This is a genomic window from Corynebacterium sanguinis, from assembly GCF_007641235.1.
Classification (GTDB): domain Bacteria; phylum Actinomycetota; class Actinomycetes; order Mycobacteriales; family Mycobacteriaceae; genus Corynebacterium; species Corynebacterium sanguinis.
Genome location: NZ_CP038157.1, coordinates 2,151,817 through 2,167,809 on the forward strand (window position 1 = coordinate 2,151,817; position 15,993 = coordinate 2,167,809).

Annotated in this window: 16 protein-coding genes; 2 read left to right on the plus strand and 14 right to left on the minus strand. The window is 64.2% G+C overall.

The window, feature by feature from the left end; translation table 11 throughout:
* The first annotated feature begins 717 nt into the window (after positions 1-717).
* Positions 718-2,784, plus strand: coding sequence for a maltotransferase domain-containing protein (locus tag E3227_RS10385; RefSeq protein ID WP_144318408.1), 2,067 nt, complete (start codon positions 718-720; stop codon positions 2,782-2,784).
* A 74-nt stretch (positions 2,785-2,858) separates the two neighbouring features.
* The gene (gene glgB, locus E3227_RS10390; RefSeq protein WP_144318409.1) at positions 2,859-5,054 is read left to right on the plus strand and encodes a 1,4-alpha-glucan branching protein GlgB; all 2,196 of its coding nucleotides are present in this window, start codon (positions 2,859-2,861) and stop codon (positions 5,052-5,054) included.
* 1 nt (position 5,055) lies between these two features.
* Here the strand turns inward: glgB and E3227_RS10395 are convergent, their stop codons facing one another.
* The 14 genes from E3227_RS10395 to E3227_RS10460 form a co-directional block, all read right to left on the minus strand.
* Positions 5,056-5,919, minus strand: a complete 864-nt coding sequence (locus E3227_RS10395; protein ID WP_144318410.1) for a tetratricopeptide repeat protein — start codon at positions 5,917-5,919, stop codon at positions 5,056-5,058.
* On the minus strand, positions 5,916-6,224 hold the full coding sequence (locus tag E3227_RS10400) for a thiamine-binding protein (protein ID WP_144318411.1): 309 nt from the start codon (positions 6,222-6,224) through the stop codon (positions 5,916-5,918). The genes E3227_RS10395 and E3227_RS10400 overlap by 4 nt, the downstream gene beginning before the upstream one ends.
* 10 nt (positions 6,225-6,234) lie before the next feature.
* Positions 6,235-6,522, minus strand: coding sequence for a hypothetical protein (locus tag E3227_RS10405; protein ID WP_144318412.1), 288 nt, complete (start codon positions 6,520-6,522; stop codon positions 6,235-6,237).
* Positions 6,523-6,539: 17 nt separating this feature from the next.
* Positions 6,540-7,232: an endonuclease NucS gene (gene nucS, locus E3227_RS10410; RefSeq protein ID WP_144318413.1), complete on the minus strand. Its 693-nt coding sequence runs from the start codon at positions 7,230-7,232 to the stop codon at positions 6,540-6,542.
* A gap of 38 nt (positions 7,233-7,270) precedes the next feature.
* On the minus strand, positions 7,271-7,738 hold the full coding sequence (locus tag E3227_RS10415; RefSeq protein WP_170228673.1) for a DUF2550 domain-containing protein: 468 nt from the start codon (positions 7,736-7,738) through the stop codon (positions 7,271-7,273).
* Positions 7,739-7,919: 181 nt separating this feature from the next.
* Complete coding sequence (locus tag E3227_RS10420) at positions 7,920-8,291, minus strand: F0F1 ATP synthase subunit epsilon (protein ID WP_144318415.1); 372 nt, start codon at positions 8,289-8,291, stop codon at positions 7,920-7,922.
* Between the two features lie 10 nt (positions 8,292-8,301).
* A complete protein-coding gene (gene atpD / locus E3227_RS10425; protein WP_246062684.1) occupies positions 8,302-9,810 on the minus strand; it encodes a F0F1 ATP synthase subunit beta in 1,509 nt (502 codons plus the stop codon).
* Positions 9,811-9,813: 3 nt separating this feature from the next.
* Positions 9,814-10,788, minus strand: a complete 975-nt coding sequence (locus E3227_RS10430) for a F0F1 ATP synthase subunit gamma (RefSeq protein ID WP_144318416.1) — start codon at positions 10,786-10,788, stop codon at positions 9,814-9,816.
* A gap of 48 nt (positions 10,789-10,836) precedes the next feature.
* Positions 10,837-12,504, minus strand: coding sequence for a F0F1 ATP synthase subunit alpha (gene atpA / locus E3227_RS10435; protein WP_144318417.1), 1,668 nt, complete (start codon positions 12,502-12,504; stop codon positions 10,837-10,839).
* A gap of 8 nt (positions 12,505-12,512) precedes the next feature.
* Complete coding sequence (locus tag E3227_RS10440; protein WP_144318418.1) at positions 12,513-13,346, minus strand: F0F1 ATP synthase subunit delta; 834 nt, start codon at positions 13,344-13,346, stop codon at positions 12,513-12,515.
* Between the two features lie 5 nt (positions 13,347-13,351).
* Complete coding sequence (locus tag E3227_RS10445; protein WP_144318419.1) at positions 13,352-13,918, minus strand: F0F1 ATP synthase subunit B; 567 nt, start codon at positions 13,916-13,918, stop codon at positions 13,352-13,354.
* 48 nt (positions 13,919-13,966) lie between these two features.
* Positions 13,967-14,188 (minus strand): ATP synthase F0 subunit C, encoded by a 222-nt coding sequence (locus E3227_RS10450; RefSeq protein WP_006840802.1) that lies wholly within the window; start codon positions 14,186-14,188, stop codon positions 13,967-13,969.
* Positions 14,189-14,299: 111 nt separating this feature from the next.
* Positions 14,300-15,106 (minus strand): F0F1 ATP synthase subunit A, encoded by an 807-nt coding sequence (atpB, locus tag E3227_RS10455; protein WP_144318655.1) that lies wholly within the window; start codon positions 15,104-15,106, stop codon positions 14,300-14,302.
* A gap of 355 nt (positions 15,107-15,461) precedes the next feature.
* Positions 15,462-15,920: a Cg1360 family ATP-synthase-associated protein gene (locus E3227_RS10460; protein WP_144318420.1), complete on the minus strand. Its 459-nt coding sequence runs from the start codon at positions 15,918-15,920 to the stop codon at positions 15,462-15,464.
* Positions 15,921-15,993 lie beyond the last annotated feature (73 nt).

The following is a 15,993-nucleotide window of genomic DNA, read 5'->3' on the forward strand; positions in this document are numbered from 1 at the left end:
ACGGCAAAACCCCAGGTCGGGTCCGGCAAGATTGGCTCCACCGTGACATCCCAGGCGGCGGAATATCACAATCAACCCGCCGCGGACGGCAAAACCCCAGGTCGGGTCCGGCAGGATTGGCTCCACCGTGACATCCCAGCCGGTGAAATGTCACAGTCAACCCGCCGCGGACGGCAAAACCCCAGGTCGGGTCCGGCAGGATTGGCTCCACCGTGACATCTCAGCCGGTGAAATGTCACAGTCAACCCGCCGCGGACGGCAAAACCCCAGGTCGGGTCCGGCAGGATTGGCTCCACCGTGACATCTCAGCCGGTGAAATGTCACAGTCAACCCGCCGCGGACGGTAAAACACCAGGTCGGGTCCGGCAGGATCCGCCCCACCGTGACATCCCAGGCGGTGAAATGTCACAGTCAACCAACTACGCACCGCAAAACCCCAGGTCATCCCCAACACAACTAGCTCGACCGTGACATCCCACCCGGAGCCACACCCGCGGCAGACAGTGACAGGAGCAACCCCGGCTGCAGGCGGCGATGAGTACACCCTCAACCTCCTGCACCCCCGACCCCAAACCCCGGCCCCAGCGCCTGCATTCACAACGTAAAACCCGCCCTCCGGTGGCACCGCATCCTCGCCCGGCACGTCACCGTGGCAGTGGCTACTGTTGAAAAGTGAAAGCCATTGGCACACACGAAGTCTCGAGGTAGGTAAACCGCATGACCATGACCGGACGCTCTGGCCACACTGGCAGTATCACTTCTTTCGGCCGTTTCGGAATCGACGACGTTCGCCCCCAGGTCTCCGGGCGCACCCTGCCGTCGAAGGCGGTAGTCGGCGAGGTCGTCCCGGTCTCGGCGCTGGTGTGGCGCGAGGGCCACGACGCGGTTGCGGCCACGTTGGAGCTGACGTCGCCAAGCGGGGAGCAGTATTCCATCCTCATGCAGCAGGAGGTTTACCGCCCCGACTATGTCCACGCAGTGTTCGTTCCGGATGTGCAGGGTATCTGGCGCTTCCGCGTCGACGCATGGAGCGACCCCATGTCGACGTGGCGCAACGCCGTGTCGAAGAAGCTCGCCGCCGGGCAATCCGCCGCGGAGCTGTCCAACGACATTGCCCACGGCATCGACCTGTTCACCCGCGCCGCAGCCCAATCCCCGGACGGCGACCGGGGGGTTCTTGAGGCCGTAGCGACGACGCTTGCCGACGACACCCTCCCCCTGGCGACCCGCATTGAGGAGGGACTCAGCGCCGAGGTGCGCGAGATCCTCGACGAGTTCCCGCTGCGCGAGCAGGTCACCCGCGGGCCGATCTGCGATGTTCACGTCGAGCGCCGTGCTGCGCTGGTCAATTCCTGGTACGAGCTCTTCCCCCGCTCCACGGGCGGCGTCGACGCCGAGGGCAAACCCGTGCACGGCACGTGGGAAACCACCTCGGCTGCGCTCGATCGCGTGGCGGCGATGGGTTTTGACACCGTCTACTTTCCCCCGATCCACCCGATCGGTGAGGTCAACCGCAAAGGCCGCAACAACACTCTGACGCCTGAGGAAAGTGACGTGGGCTCGCCGTGGGCGGTCGGTTCCGCCGACGGCGGCCACGACGCGTTCCACCCGGAGCTCGGCGGCGAAGCCGAGTTCCTGGCCATGATGGATCACGCCCGCGAGCTGGGCCTTGAGGTCGCCCTCGACTTTGCGCTGCAGGCCGCGCCCGACCACCCCTGGGCCAGCGAGCACCCCGAGTTTTTCACGGTGCTTGCCGATGGCACCATCGCCTACGCCGAGAACCCGCCGAAGAAATACCAGGACATCTACCCGATCAACTTCGACAACGACCCGCACGTGCTCTACGCGGAGATCTACCGCGTGATCATGTACTGGGTCGAGCTCGGTGTGACCACGTTCCGCGTGGACAACCCGCACACCAAGCCGGTGAACTTCTGGCACTGGCTCATCTCGGAAGTGCGCGAAACCCACCCCGATGTCATCTTCCTCGCCGAGGCGTTTACCCGCCCGCCGCGCATGTTCGGCCTGTCCAAGGTCGGGTTCTCCCAGTCGTACACCCACTTCACGTGGAAGACCTCGAAGGCTGAGCTGGAAGACTTCGCGCAGATGCTTATCGACGTCGCCGACGTCTCGCGCCCCAACCTCTTCGTCAACACCCCCGATATCCTGCACGAATCGCTGCAGACCGGTGGCAAAGCAGCCTTCGCGATCCGCGCCACGCTCGCGGCGACGCTGAGCCCGTTGTGGGGCGTCTACTCCGGCTACGAGCTCTACGAGCACGAGCCGGTCACGGCTGGCTCCGAGGAGTACCTCAACTCAGAGAAGTACGAGCTGCGCCCGCGCGACTTCGCGGCGGCGCTCGCCCGCGGCGAGTCGCTCGAGCCCTACCTGACGCTGCTCAACCGCCTGCGCCGCGACAACCCGGCGCTGCAGCAGCTGCGCCAGCTGCACTTCCACAAGGCCTACAACGAGCAGATCATGGCGTACTCCAAGGTCGACGCGATCAGCGGCAACGCGATTTTGGTCGTGGTCAACCTCGACCCCTTCGCCACGCAGGAGGGCATGGTCCACATCGACGCCGAGGCGATCGGACTCGCCCCCGGTGAGAGTTTCACCGTCGACGACCTGGTCAGCGGCGAGCGCTACACGTGGAGCACCGACAACTTCGTGCGGCTGACCCCGCAGGCCAACGTCGCCCACATTTTCCGGCTGCCGGTCGTGGAGGCGTCGAAACGCGAGCAGCTCGCGTTCCGCAGCATCTCGGACCACGACTACCGGCCGTAACCCGCTACCAAGGTCGAAATTCGGTAGCGTCGGATAACGGATAAACGATCACTTCCCACCACGCAAGGACGATTATGGCGAGCAACCTCCAGCTTCTGATCCCCGCCGCGGACCGCGCGCGCCTGCTTGAGTGCAAGCACCACGCCCCGCACGACTTTTACGGCTGGCACGCGACGTCGGAGGGCTCGGTTATCCGCACCCGCCAGCTCGGGGCGGAAAAGGTCGAGGTGCTCATCCACAACGAGCACCTCGAGATGGAGCCTATCGGCGACGACATCTGGGTCATCGGGCTTGACGACGACCACGCGCCCGACTACCGCCTGCGCATCCATTACCCGTTCGGCAACCAGGTGATCATCGCCGACGGCTACTACTTCCTGCCCACCCTGGGCTCGTTCGACCTCCACCTGATCAACGAGGGCCGCCACGAGCGCCTCTGGGAAGTCCTCGGCGCGAACCTGCGCACCTACCAAACCAGCCTCGGCGAGGTCCGCGGCACCTCCTTCGCCGTGTGGGCACCGAACGCGAAGGGCGTCGCCGTCGTCGGCGACTTCTGCGCCTGGAACCCCAACCAGTACCCGATGCGCAGCCTCGGCTCGACGGGCGTGTGGGAGATCTTCATCCCCGGCATCGAGGCCGGCGCGCAGTACAAGTTCGCTGTGCAGACCATCGACGGCGTGCGCGTGGACAAGGCCGACCCCATGGCCCGCCAGACACTCGCCCCGCCGGAAACCGTCTCGGTCGTCGCCGCGGACAGCACCTACGAGTGGAAAGACGGCGACTGGATGCAGCGGCGCGTGGGCATCGACGCCACCAACGCGCCGATGAGCGTCTACGAGTGCCACATCGGCTCCTGGAGGCAGGGGGCGAACTACAACACCATGCGCGAAGAGCTGGTCCCCTACCTCGTCGAGAACGGCTTCACCCACGTCGAGTTCCTGCCCGTGGCGGAGCACCCCTTCGGTGGCTCCTGGGGCTACCAGGTCACCGGCTACTACGCCCCGACCGCGCGCTGGGGCACGCCTGATGAGTTCCGCGCGCTTGTCGACGAGCTCCACGCCAACAACATCGGCGTATTCGTCGACTGGGTGCCCGCGCACTTCCCCAAGGACGCCTGGGCGCTTGGTCGCTTCGACGGCACCGCCCTGTACGAGCACCCGGACTGGCGCCGCGGCGAGCAAAAAGACTGGGGCACCTACGTCTTCGACTTCGGCCGCAACGAGGTGCGCAACTTCCTCGTGGCCAACGCCCTGTACTGGTGCGAGGAGTTCCACCTCGACGGGCTGCGTGTCGACGCCGTCGCCTCCATGCTCTACCTCGATTACTCCCGCACCGACGGCGAGTGGCTGCCCAACAGCCAGGGTGGGCGCGAGAACTGGGACGCGGTGAAGTTCCTGCAGGAAACCAACGCCACCGTGCACCGCACCCACCCGGGCGTGGTCACCATCGCCGAGGAATCCACGGCGTGGCCGGGCGTGACGGCCCAGACCGCGGCCAACGGCCTCGGGTTCTCCCTGAAGTGGAACATGGGCTGGATGAACGACACCCTGGAGTATTTCTCCCTGGACCCCATCCACCGCTACTACCACCACAACGAGATCACGTTCTCGCTGGTCTACGCGTTCTCCGAGCGCTACGTGCTGCCGTTCTCCCACGACGAGGTCGTCCACGGCAAGGGCTCCTTGTGGACGCGCATGCCCGGCGACGATTGGAACAAGGCCGCGGGGCTGCGCGCCATGTTTGGCTACATGTACTCCCACCCCGGCAAGCAGCTGATGTTCATGGGCTGCAACTGGGGCCAGACCACGGAGTGGGATGAGGCCAACTCGATCAACTGGGACAACGTCAACGGCGAGTGGTCGCACGACTACCACCGCGGCATTGAGCGCCTGGTGCGCGACCTCAACCTCGTCTACCGCGACACCCCGGCGCTGTTCAGCCAGGACAATACGCCGCTGGGCTTTCAGTGGGTCAAGGGCGACGACCACGAGCACAACGTGCTGGCCTACATCCGCTGGGGCGTCGACGGCCAGCCCCTGCTCGCGGTGGTCAACCTCTCCGGCGCGTCACACTCAAACTACCGCCTCGGCCTGCCCGAGGCCGGCAACTGGGACCTGGTGATCAACACTGACGACGCAATCTACTGCGGCGCGGGCAACCCGCTGCTGGACACCGTGACAACGGAGGCGATCGAGTGGGACAACTTCGCCCAGTCGGTCACCCTGCACCTGCCCGCGATGAGCGTCCAGCTGTACAAGCTGGTCCGCTAGCTTAGAACAGCGCCGAGGCGAGCTTTGTGCGCGCTTCGATCACGCGCGGGTCGCTGGCCTCGAACAGGCCAAACAGCTCGAGCAGCCGCTCCTTCGCCTCCGGGTGCGCCTTGACCAGCGGCAGCAACCGCGCAAAGGCCTTCTTGGGCGCGCCCGCGGCCACCTCAGCATCGGCCGCCGCAAGCTGCTTATCGACGTCCCCCGCATCCGCGTCTGCCTCCGCCACTGGGTCGTTGCCCCGGGTCGCGAGCCGGCGCAGCACGCCAATCGTGGCGCGCGCCTGCTTGATGTCGGCGTTCTTCGGGTCGTCGGCAAGCAGCTCGTCGTAAAGCTTTGTTGCGGTGTCAAAGTCGTTGCGGTTGAGCGCCTCGGTGGCGGCGTCGAGGCGCGGGTCGTGCGCCGGCTGCTCGCCGGCCTCCTCGCCGAGGCCCTGGAGCTGGCTGCCCACGTTGGACACGAGCGCGTCGACCCACTGCCGCAGCTGCCCGTCGGGCTGGTTGCCCTCGAAGCTGGTCACCGGCCGGCCCGCCGCGATCGCGACGACCGTGGGCAGCACGCGCACCCCGAACATCTGCGCCACGGCAGGGGTCGCGTCGGCGTCAACGTAGGCGACGCGGAAGGCGCGCTGCCCGCGAGCGAGGTCCTCGAGCGCGGCCTTGAGCGACACCGAATCGGGCGAGCGCTGCGTGCCAACGTGAACGATCACCGGGACCTTCGCCGACGCGCGCAGCACGTCGTTCTCGATGTTCGCCTCGGTTGCGGTGATAACCGGCTCGAACGCCCCGCCTTCGCTGGCGGCGGGCTCGGCGGTCTGCTTCAGCGCGCTTAAGTCAACGGCGCCTGCCTGGTACTGCGGTCCGGTCATGAATTCTCCTCCAAGTGCTTGTTCAGCGATTGCATCTTCGTTTTCAGCATGTTGGTGTGGCCCGGGCGGATATCCGCCTTGATCACCAGGGACACGCGCGGGGTGACGGCCTCGACCGCCTGTGTCGCGCGTTTGATCACGTCCATGACCTCGTCCCACTCGCCCTCAATGGTGGTGAACATCGCCGTCGTTTCGTGCGGGAGCCCGGACTCGCGCACGACGCGCACGGCGCGGGCCACGGCCCCGGCCATCTCCGCGGAAGGGTTATCGGTGGTCGTCGGGGCGACCGAGAAAGCTGCGATCATGCCGCCCAGCTTAGCGACGTTCCCAGCAATGCCTATGCCAGTGCCGACGCTCGTCGGCCCCACGCCCCGTTTCCCGCGGCCACGCCACCACGTGCGCAACACCCGGCGGGATGTTCTGGTTGCAGCCCGGGCAGACGTAAAACTTGGTGGCGGCCTGCGACCCGATCTGGCGCACGCAGTAGATCTCTCCGTTGCTCCAGCGCGGGCCCTCGACGTGCTGCGTCCCGATGAACGTGGAGCCGTCCCGCGGCAAGACGTAAGCCGGGGTGGTGTTGTGGCGGCGGTTTCGCCGTGGCATGAGACTTCCCCTTCTTCCTAGAACAGGCGCAGCTCGGTGGACTCGATGCCGCGCAGCTCGTCGTAGTCCAGCACGAGACAGCGAAAGCCCCTGTCCTCAGCCAGCGTGCGCGCCTGGGGCTTGATTTCCTGGGCCGCGAACACCCCGCGCACCGGCGCGAGCAGCTCGTCGCGGTTGAGCAGTTCGACGTAGCGGGTGAGCTGCTCCACCCCGTCGATTCCGCCGCGGCGCTTGACCTCCACGGCCACGGTGTGCCCGTTGGGGTCGCGTGCGAGGATGTCCACCGGCCCAATCGCCGTGGGGAACTCGCGCCGGATCAGGCGGTAGTCCGCGCCGAGGGTGTCAATGTGCTCCGCCAGCAGCTCCTGGAGGTGCGACTCCACCCCGTCTTTGACCAGGCCTGGGTCCTCACCGAGCTCCACCGCCGTCTCGCTGAGCACCTCCTCGATGCTGATGCGCAGCTGCTCGCCCTTGCCGTTTTCCACGATCCAGAGCTGCTCGCCGGTATCTTCGCCGTCGATATCGATGACCGCCTCTTCCTTTAAGGTGCAGGGCGGGGTCATCCAGTTCAGTGGCTTGTAGGCGCGGTCGTCGGCGTGCACCGAGACGGAACCGTCCGCTTTGACCATGATGAGGCGCTTCGCGGACGGCAGATGGGCGTCGAGGCGGCCAACGTAGTCCACGGAACACTGAGCAATGACGAGGCGCATGGCCTCTACAGTACAAGCGCTGCTGCGCTCGATCGCGGTCAGGACCGGGAGGCGCGCCCGCCGCTCGGGCGCCCGGCGGGCATCTTCACCGCGCGGCGCATCTGGCGCACGTGAGGGGCGGATTCCAACCACGACACCAGCGCCATCCTCGCGCGGCGATCGCCCGCAAACTCAAAAGAGCCGTCCGGAGTGGAAAGGATCAGCACCTTGTCAATGTCGGGCATGATCTCTCGTTCCAGCTCGGACAGCTCTCGGAAACCGTCTACTTCGGTCATTCGCCGATCCAAAGCGACGTCGCTGCTAAAGGTTAGGGAGCGAAGCTTATAAAAGCGCAGACACTCGTCGTTGTAGCGATATACCCCGTGGCGCCAGCCGTGCACCCCGTCCGCGGGCAGGTTGCGCAGCAGGCCCTGGGAGCCGGTGTTGCGAAAGGAGACCAACCGCCACAGCGCCGCCAGCAGCACGATGAACCCCGCTGCCGCAATGACGCCGCCGATTAGCTCCATAAAACTACTCCTAGCTGTGAAAACAAGGCCACGAAAGCCACTTTTTGCCATTGTATCCGCAAACCCGTGTAAGCGGAATTGTCCGAAAGATCTAGGCCTTGAACATGAAAAAAGCAGCAACCCCCGAGTGAAACTGGAGTTGCTGCTTTTGTGCTTCGCGTGAAGTGAAGCGCGCGAGGAGTTAGCGGCCCGCGCGTCGCACGGCGGCAAGTTCTGCCTGGCCGCGCCACTTGCTCAGCTCGTCGTCGTCCTGGTTCGCGTTCAACTCTGCTTCCGAGGAGTCAACCTCGCTCGCGAGAGTCGCCCAGTCCGCCAAGACGGTGACCTTGTTGCCAACCACTGAGAGGAAGCCTCCCTGGACGGCAGCGACGATGCGCTCGCCGTCGACCGGGTTGATCGTGACAACGCCGTTGTCCTTAAGCTGACCGAGGATCGGTTCGTGGCCCGGCAGAATGCCGATCTCACCCTCGGTGGTCTGCGCGGTGACGATGCTGGCCTCACCGGTCCAGATCATGCGGTCAACCGAGACCAGTTGCACGGTGATGTCTGCCATGGCGGCCCTCCTACTTCTCCTGCAGCTTCTTGTACGCAGCCTCGACGTCGTCCAGACCACCCAGGTTCGAGAACGCCTGCTCCGGGTAGGCGTCGAACTCGCCCTCGGCGAGGCGATCGAACGCCTCGATGGTCTCCTCGAGCGGCACGTAGGAACCCTCGTCGCCGGTGAACTTCTTCGCGACGAAGAAGTTCTGGCCGAGGAAGCGCTGGATCTTACGTGCGCGCATGACGGTGAGCTTGTCCTCTTCGGAGAGCTCGTCCATACCGAGGATGGCGATGATGTCCTGCAGCTCCTTGTTCTTCTGCAGGATGCCGATCACCTTCTGGGCGACCGCGTAGTGGCGCTCGCCGACGATGCCCGGCTCTAGGATGCGCGACGTCGACGTCAGCGGGTCCACCGCGGGGTAAATACCCTTCGAGGCGATGGAACGCGACAGCTCGGTCGTTGCATCCAGGTGGGCGAAGGTGGTCGCCGGGGCCGGGTCGGTGTAGTCGTCGGCAGGCACGTAGACGGCCTGCAGAGAGGTAATCGAGCGGCCCTTGGTCGAGGTAATGCGCTCCTGGAGCACACCCATCTCATCAGCCAGGGTGGGCTGGTAGCCCACGGCGGAGGGCATGCGGCCCAGAAGGGTCGACACCTCGGAGCCAGCCTGGGTGAAGCGGAAGATGTTGTCGATGAACAGCAGCACGTCCTGGTTCTGCACATCGCGGAAATACTCCGCCATGGTCAGACCGGACAGAGCCACGCGCATACGGACCCCGGGCGGCTCATCCATCTGGCCGAAGACAAGGGCGGTATCGGGAAGAACGCCCATGTCCTCCATCTCGAGGAAGAGGTCGGTGCCCTCACGGGTACGCTCACCGACGCCGGCGAAGACCGACGTACCGGAGAACTCGCGGGCGATACGGGTAATCATCTCCTGGATGAGAACCGTCTTGCCCACGCCGGCGCCGCCGAAGAGGCCGATCTTGCCGCCCTTGACGTACGGGGTGAGAAGGTCGATGACCTTGATGCCGGTCTCGAGGATCTCGGTCTTGCCCTCAAGGTCCTTGAAGGCGGGCGGGTCGCGGTGGATGCCCCAGCGCTCGCCGTCGACGCCCACGGACGGGTCGTCGAGGCACTCGCCGAGGGCGTTGAACACGTGGCCCTTGACCTGGTCTCCCACGGGCACGGAGATCGGGTTGCCGGAGTCCTTCACCTGAGCGCCGCGGACGAGGCCGTCCGTCGGTGCCATGGCGATGGCGCGCACGAGGTTGTCGCCTAGGAACTGAGCGACCTCGAGGGTCAGGGTGCTGGACAGCTCGCCGAGTTCGATCTCGGTGTGCAGTGCGTTGTACAGCTCGGGCAGCTCGCCGCGCGGGAACTCCACGTCGACGACCGCGCCGATGACGCGAACGATGCGGCCGTTCTCAGAACCTGCCGGGTTCGGAGTGCTAGCGGCCTCGCGGGCTACAGCCTGGTTCTCGGCCTCGCCCGTCGGCTCATCGCGTCCGTCTTGGGACAGAGCAGTTGTCATGATTTAGTCACTTTCTCCACTATCGGCCAGCGCACCCGCGCCGCCGATAATCTCGGTGATTTCCTGGGTGATTTGTGCCTGACGGGCTTGGTTAGCCTCACGGGACAGGTTGTTAGCCAGTTCCGTCGCGTTGTCGGTTGCGTTCTTCATCGCCGTGCGGCGAGAAGCCGACTCCGAAGCGGACGCCTCCAAGAACATAGAGTAGAGCGTCCGCGACACGTATGCCGGAAGCAGCTTGTCCATCAACGTGTCCGGGTCCGGCTCGAACTCCATGTCGGGCCCGACTTCGCCGGAGCTCGACAGCATGCCGTCCTGCTCGTAATTGAATTCCTCAAGCACGGGCTCGATCGGCAACAGCTGGTGCACGCGGGCCTCCTGGCTAAGCATGGAGACGAACTCGGTGTAGACGACGTGGACCTGGTCGAAACCAGGCACGCGCTCACCTTCCGCCGCGTTGACGCCCTCGCGCCACTCGACCGTGCCTTCGGAACCGGCGAGGAACCCGTCAATGAGGTGGCTCCGCACGTCGTGCGTTGCCTCCCACGACGGCTTCTGGGACCAACCGGTCCACGCGCCACCGATCTTCTGGTCACGGAACTTGTAGTGCGTCACGCCCTTGCCGCCGGCGACGAAGCGAACAACCTCATAGCCGGCTTCTTCTAGCATGCGCTCAAGCTCGGTTGCCTTCTTCAGCACGTTGTGGTTGTAACCGCCAGCCATACCGCGGTCGGAGGTGACCACGAGGATCGCCGCGACTCGACCGTTCTCACGCTCGTGGAGCATGGGGTGGTCGAGGGAGCTCGCGGCTGCGAGGCGCTCCATGACCTGTAGCAGCTCGTCGGCGTACGGCTTTGCCGCTTCGACTCGCTGCTGGGCCTTGGTGATCTGCGACGTCGCGATCAGTTCCTGGGCCTTGGTGATCTTCTTCGTTGAGTTGACGGACCGGATGCGGTCACGCAATTCGCGAAGTGTTGCCATGGTGTGTACTCCTCCCTTCCTGTAAGTAGAAGTGATCCAAGTGGTTGACTACTTGGAGCGGTTGACGTTGAGCTGGTGCTTCTTAACCTCACCGGCTTCAAGCGGCTCCGCCTCCGGCTCGCGCACAATGCGCTCGCCGTCGGAGGTCTGGAAGCCACGGGCGAAGTCCTCATTGACGCGCAGGAGGGTCTCCTTCGAGGTGTCGTCGAGGGCTGCACCCCCGGCGATCTGCTCGTAGACCTCGGGTGCGGTAGCGCGGATGTGCTCGTGGAGCTCAGCCTCGTAGCGGCGAACGTCTGCGACGGGAACGACGTCGAAGACGCCCTCGTTGGCGAGCCAGATCGAGATGATCTGGAACTCCACGGACTGCGGCGCGTTCTCCTGCTGCTTGAGCAGCTCGACGAGGCGCTGGCCGCGCTCAAGCTGACGCTTGGAGGCGGAGTCCAGGTCGGAGGCGAATGCGGCGAAGGCCTCAAGGTCGCGGTATGCGGCGAGGTCAAGACGCAGGGAGCCGGCGACCTTCTTCATGCCCTTGGTCTGCGCGGCGCCACCGACGCGGGACACGGAGATACCGACGTCGATAGCGGGGCGGACACCCTGGTTGAACAGGTCGGACTGCAGGAAGACCTGGCCGTCGGTGATCGAGATGACGTTGGTCGGAATGAACGCGGACACGTCGTTCGCCTTCGTCTCAATGATCGGCAGGGCGGTCAGGGAACCGGCACCGAGCTCGTCGTTAAGCTTCGCGGCGCGCTCCAACAGGCGGGAGTGCAGGTAGAACACGTCACCCGGGTAAGCCTCGCGGCCCGGCGGGCGGCGCAGCAGCAGCGAAATCGCGCGATAGGCCTCGGCCTGCTTGGTCAGGTCATCGTAAATGACCAGGACGTGCTTGCCCTGGTACATCCAGTGCTGACCCAGGGCAGCGGCGGAGAACGGTGCCAGCCACTTGAAACCGGCGGAATCGGACGCCGGTGCGGCGACGATCGTGGTGTACTCCAGCGCGCCGTGCTCCTCAAGGGTGCGGCGCACGCCGGCAATGGTCGAACCCTTCTGGCCGATTGCGACGTAGATGCAGCGCACCTGCTTTGACGGGTCACCGGTCTCCCAGAAAGCTTTCTGGTTCAAGATGGTGTCGATGCAGACCGCGGTCTTGCCGGTCTTGCGGTCGCCAATGATCAGCTGGCGCTGTCCGCGGCCGATCGGGGTCATCGCGTCGATGGCCTTCATGCCGGTAGCCATCGGCTCCTCGACCGGCTGGCGGTCGAGAACGCCCGCGGCCTGGAGCTCAAGTGCGCGCTCCTCGGAGGCCTCGATCGGGCCAAGGCCGTCGATCGGCTGGCCCAGTGGGTTGATTACGCGGCCAAGGAAATCTTCCCCGACCGGGATGGACAGGACCTCTCCGGTCCTCTTGACTTCGTCGCCTTCGGTAAGCGTCTCAAAGTTACCCAAGACCACGACACCAATGGAGTCGGTCTCAAGGTTCTGCGCAACACCGATGACTCCGCCTGGGAACTCGAGCAGCTCATTCGTCATGCAGCCCGGCAGCCCAGAAACCTGGGCAATACCGTCTGCCGCCGAAGTAACTACGCCGACCTCCTCACGGGAGGCCTCCGCAGAGTAGCTCGAGGTGTAGTTCGCTATCGCGCTACGGATCTCATCGGAGGAGATCGTCAGCTCCGCCATGTTCTTCCTGCTCTCGGTAGATTGTTCCAGCATTGTATTTTCTAGTAAGCCGTCGTGGCGGCGAGGTCTGCCCGCATGCGCGCGATCTTGCCACGCGTGGAGCCGTCAATAACCTCGTCGCCGACTCGGATCACCATTCCGCCGAGGAGGCTGGGATCAACCTCAGAGTGGATGGCGATCTCACGGCCGTAAATCTGCTCAAGCTTGCCAGCGAGCGTCTCGCGCTGGGAGTCAGAAAGCTCCTCAGCGGAGGTGACCCGAGCCGCCGTCTTGCCGCGCAGTTGCGCCACCTGGGTGGCCACGCCTGCGAGATCGTCAATCGGGTTGCTCTCGGGCCGCCCGATGACCTGCAAGGCCAGGGCTTCGGTGAACATAGTCACCTTGCCGTAAATCACGCTAGCCAGCAGCCCGCGCTTCTTGTCCGCGGTTGCGGTGCGGTCAGACAGCAACTGGGCCAGCTGCTTTTCGTCCTCCAAGAGCACGGACAGTCCAAACAGCTCGTTTTCGACCTGTTCAAGCTGGCCCTGCTCCTCGGCCCCCATCAGCAGCGCCCGGCGCCCAAGGTTGATCAGCCCTTCGCGCAGTTCGCGCGGGGTGGACCATTCGCTCTTGGCCGCTTCGCTGAGCACCTTCTTCGTCGGCTCGGCAACCTTGCTGCCGAGTACGGCGTTCATGATGCCTTCGCGCTGGGATGCGTCGAGGGACTGATCCGCAACAGCGACACGCAGCGCGCGCTCGCGGTCAAGCTGGTCTACGACGAGAAACAGCTCTGTTCCGATCTGAGCGGCGGCGGCGACGGAATCGTCGGAGTTGCGGATCAGCTCTTCCAGCTGACCCTGTACCTGCTCTTGTGCTTCGCGACTAGCTGCCTTCATCTCGCCTACTTCCTCGTGGAAACGTTGTCGAGCTGGGCCAGGAAGTCGTCGATCGTGGAGGAACGGCGGGTCGACTCGGACAGCTCAGTGCCCAGCAACCGCTCGGCAAGAGTGATGGAGTTCTGGCCCATTTCGTTCCGCAGCTCGGAGATGACCTGCTCACGGGAAGCTTGCAGCTGCTTCTCCCCCGCCTCAACAATGCGGCGGGATTCGGCTTCGGCGTTGACGCGAGCCTCCGCCTCAATCTCCTTGCCCTTTGCGCGGGCAGCTTCGCGGATTTCAGCGGCCTCGGCGCGTGCCTCGGCGAGCTCTGCGTTGTTCTTCTCCAGGGCAGCCTTGGCTTCAGCCTGGGCGACCTGAGCACGCTCGATGCCGCCCTTGATTCGATCTTCGCGCTCCGCCAGCACTTCCTGGAACTTCGGAAGAACGAACTTCCAGAAGAGTAAGAAGACAACGACGAAGACGACCAACGACCAAACCACGTCGTACATGGGAGGCAGAAGGATGGACGGCTCGGTCTCGAGCGGAAGAGCACCTTCTGCAGCCACGTTATAAATGGTGACGTTTGTCATAGGTTGCTCCTGATCTAAAAGGTGTACGGGATGTGAATTCGCGTTCTTTTAGAACAGGAAGCCGGCAACGAGGCCGATGAGGGCGAGAGCCTCGACGAAGGCGATACCCAGGAACATGGTGGTACGCAGCTGGCCGGCCATCTCGGGCTGGCGAGCCATGCCTTCGACGGTCTTGCCGACGAGCATGCCGATGCCGATGCCCGGGCCGATGGTGGCGATACCGTAGCCGATGGACTGAAGGCCGTCGAAGGTGGTGGTGGTCTCGTTCATGTGAAAGTCGTTCCCTTTCTTGGTGCCTGCACGCCGGGTTTTCTCAAGCGGTGTGCGAGCGAGTGACAATGGAGTGGGGTTATTCAGTTTGGCCTGTAGGTTCGCGCTTTGCTAGTGCGAATCAGCGTGCAGCGACAGCTCGATGTACACCGCGGTCAAAAGAGCAAAGATGTACGCCTGCAGGAAGATGATAATCAACTCGTACAGGGTGAACAGCAAAGCTGCGATAAGCGTCAGGCCACTCACGGCCGTCCATGCGTTCAGCTGCCAGAAGAAGAAGTTGGTAGCCGAGTACAGAAGGACGAGAATTATGTGGCCTGCCAGGAAGTTCGCCATAAGGCGAAGTGCCAGTGTGACCGGACGCAGAACGAACGTCGAGAAGAACTCGATTGGCACCACCAAGAGGTGGAGCGCAGGAGGCAGGTTCGGAATCACGAGCGAGTGCTTGAAGTACTTCGCGCCGTAGCGCTGCACGCCTGCGTAGATCATCGCGATGTAGGCCACAGCCGCCAGGACGATCGGCATGCCGATACGTGCGTTAGGCGAGATGTTGAGCCCCGGGATGATCGTTGCCGCGTTCATGAACAAGATCGTGAAAAAGATGGTTGCCAGCACCGGAAGGAACCGCTTGCCATCCTTCTTCCCCAGCGTGTCTTCAGCGATGTTGATGCGGACGAAGTCCACACCCATCTCTGCGACGTTCTGCAAGCCTTTAGGAACCAGCTGAGGCTTCCTGAAAGCAATAACAAAGAGAAGCACCAGGATTGCCGCCACTACAAGGCGGACGATCATGATGCGATCCAGTGCGAACCAACCATTAGCGAAGTCTTCGCCAATGATGTGGCCGTACGTTTGCCCCGGGAAAAATTCTGGACCAAGTGAGGGCGCGTGGAATGACCCCTTAAAGCCCTCGGCCAAAGTTGTAACGCTCAGCGTTCTCTCCCGTTCTCGGGCCGCATAACGGTTGAAATGCGGTGCGATGGACGTCTTCAAGAAGACTGTCTCCGCGGCGGACTCCGTCGCACATCAGCGACCGCGGGACAGGGGGAGCCTTGAAGTGAAATCCCCGCCAACACACAGGTGCGCACGCGGATACCTCAAGTAAACCCAGCGGTTAGCCTAACAGGTCAACAACTTTTTGGCCGTCAACGGGGGGTGTGGGTTCTCTAGCGGAGATACACGTGTGCCCAGCACCCGAGCGCGTGGCCCGTTTACCCAGCGTAGCGCGCCTTGTAATTTGCATCACAGGGGGTGGGTTCAGCGCTGGATCACACTAGCCGACGTAGCTGACCCGGGTGGTGATGACACCCCACGCCTCGGCGGCCAGGACGATCACGAGCGCGGCGATCGTCGTCACGCCAAATGCGAGGTGGTTGTAGAAGGTCAGCTCGCGGATGAATAGCAGCACGAGGATAAGCACAACCATCTTGAGCAGCCAGCCGCCGAGCACCACGGCCATTGTGTTGGTCGGCGAGGTCCCGGAGGTCGCGAGAACAGACAGTGCGGTCAGCAGGACGAACCCGCCTCCCACGGCCGCGCCCATCAGCACGCCCCAGATCCCCTGCAGCCCGTAGACCCCACCCCACGCCATCAGCGACAGCACGGTCAGCGCGACGAGCGCCCACGCGCCAAGGCGCAGGGCCCGGGTTAGCGGGCGGCGGGGGTCGTCGATATCGCTCACGTCCTCAACGTTGAGCGGCTGGGAGGCGGAGTGCTCAGAATTGGTGCTCACGGGCGTTTAGCCTACCGCCCGGCTGGGCCAATCCTGCAACCCGCCCGCGCGCGGTGTGGTTAGGGTGGGAGAC

Coding starts and splice junctions, on each gene's coding strand:
- E3227_RS10385 (WP_144318408.1), top strand. CDS start 718: ATGACCATGACCGGACGCTCTGGCCACACTGGCAGTATCACTTCTTTC.
- glgB (WP_144318409.1), top strand. CDS start 2,859: ATGGCGAGCAACCTCCAGCTTCTGATCCCCGCCGCGGACCGCGCGCGC.
- E3227_RS10395 (WP_144318410.1), bottom strand. CDS start 5,919: ATGACCGGACCGCAGTACCAGGCAGGCGCCGTTGACTTAAGCGCGCTG.
- E3227_RS10400 (WP_144318411.1), bottom strand. CDS start 6,224: ATGATCGCAGCTTTCTCGGTCGCCCCGACGACCACCGATAACCCTTCC.
- E3227_RS10405 (WP_144318412.1), bottom strand. CDS start 6,522: ATGCCACGGCGAAACCGCCGCCACAACACCACCCCGGCTTACGTCTTG.
- nucS (WP_144318413.1), bottom strand. CDS start 7,232: ATGCGCCTCGTCATTGCTCAGTGTTCCGTGGACTACGTTGGCCGCCTC.
- E3227_RS10415 (WP_170228673.1), bottom strand. CDS start 7,738: ATGGAGCTAATCGGCGGCGTCATTGCGGCAGCGGGGTTCATCGTGCTG.
- E3227_RS10420 (WP_144318415.1), bottom strand. CDS start 8,291: ATGGCAGACATCACCGTGCAACTGGTCTCGGTTGACCGCATGATCTGG.
- atpD (WP_246062684.1), bottom strand. CDS start 9,810: ATGACAACTGCTCTGTCCCAAGACGGACGCGATGAGCCGACGGGCGAG.
- E3227_RS10430 (WP_144318416.1), bottom strand. CDS start 10,788: ATGGCAACACTTCGCGAATTGCGTGACCGCATCCGGTCCGTCAACTCA.
- atpA (WP_144318417.1), bottom strand. CDS start 12,504: ATGCTGGAACAATCTACCGAGAGCAGGAAGAACATGGCGGAGCTGACG.
- E3227_RS10440 (WP_144318418.1), bottom strand. CDS start 13,346: ATGAAGGCAGCTAGTCGCGAAGCACAAGAGCAGGTACAGGGTCAGCTG.
- E3227_RS10445 (WP_144318419.1), bottom strand. CDS start 13,918: ATGACAAACGTCACCATTTATAACGTGGCTGCAGAAGGTGCTCTTCCG.
- E3227_RS10450 (WP_006840802.1), bottom strand. CDS start 14,188: ATGAACGAGACCACCACCACCTTCGACGGCCTTCAGTCCATCGGCTAC.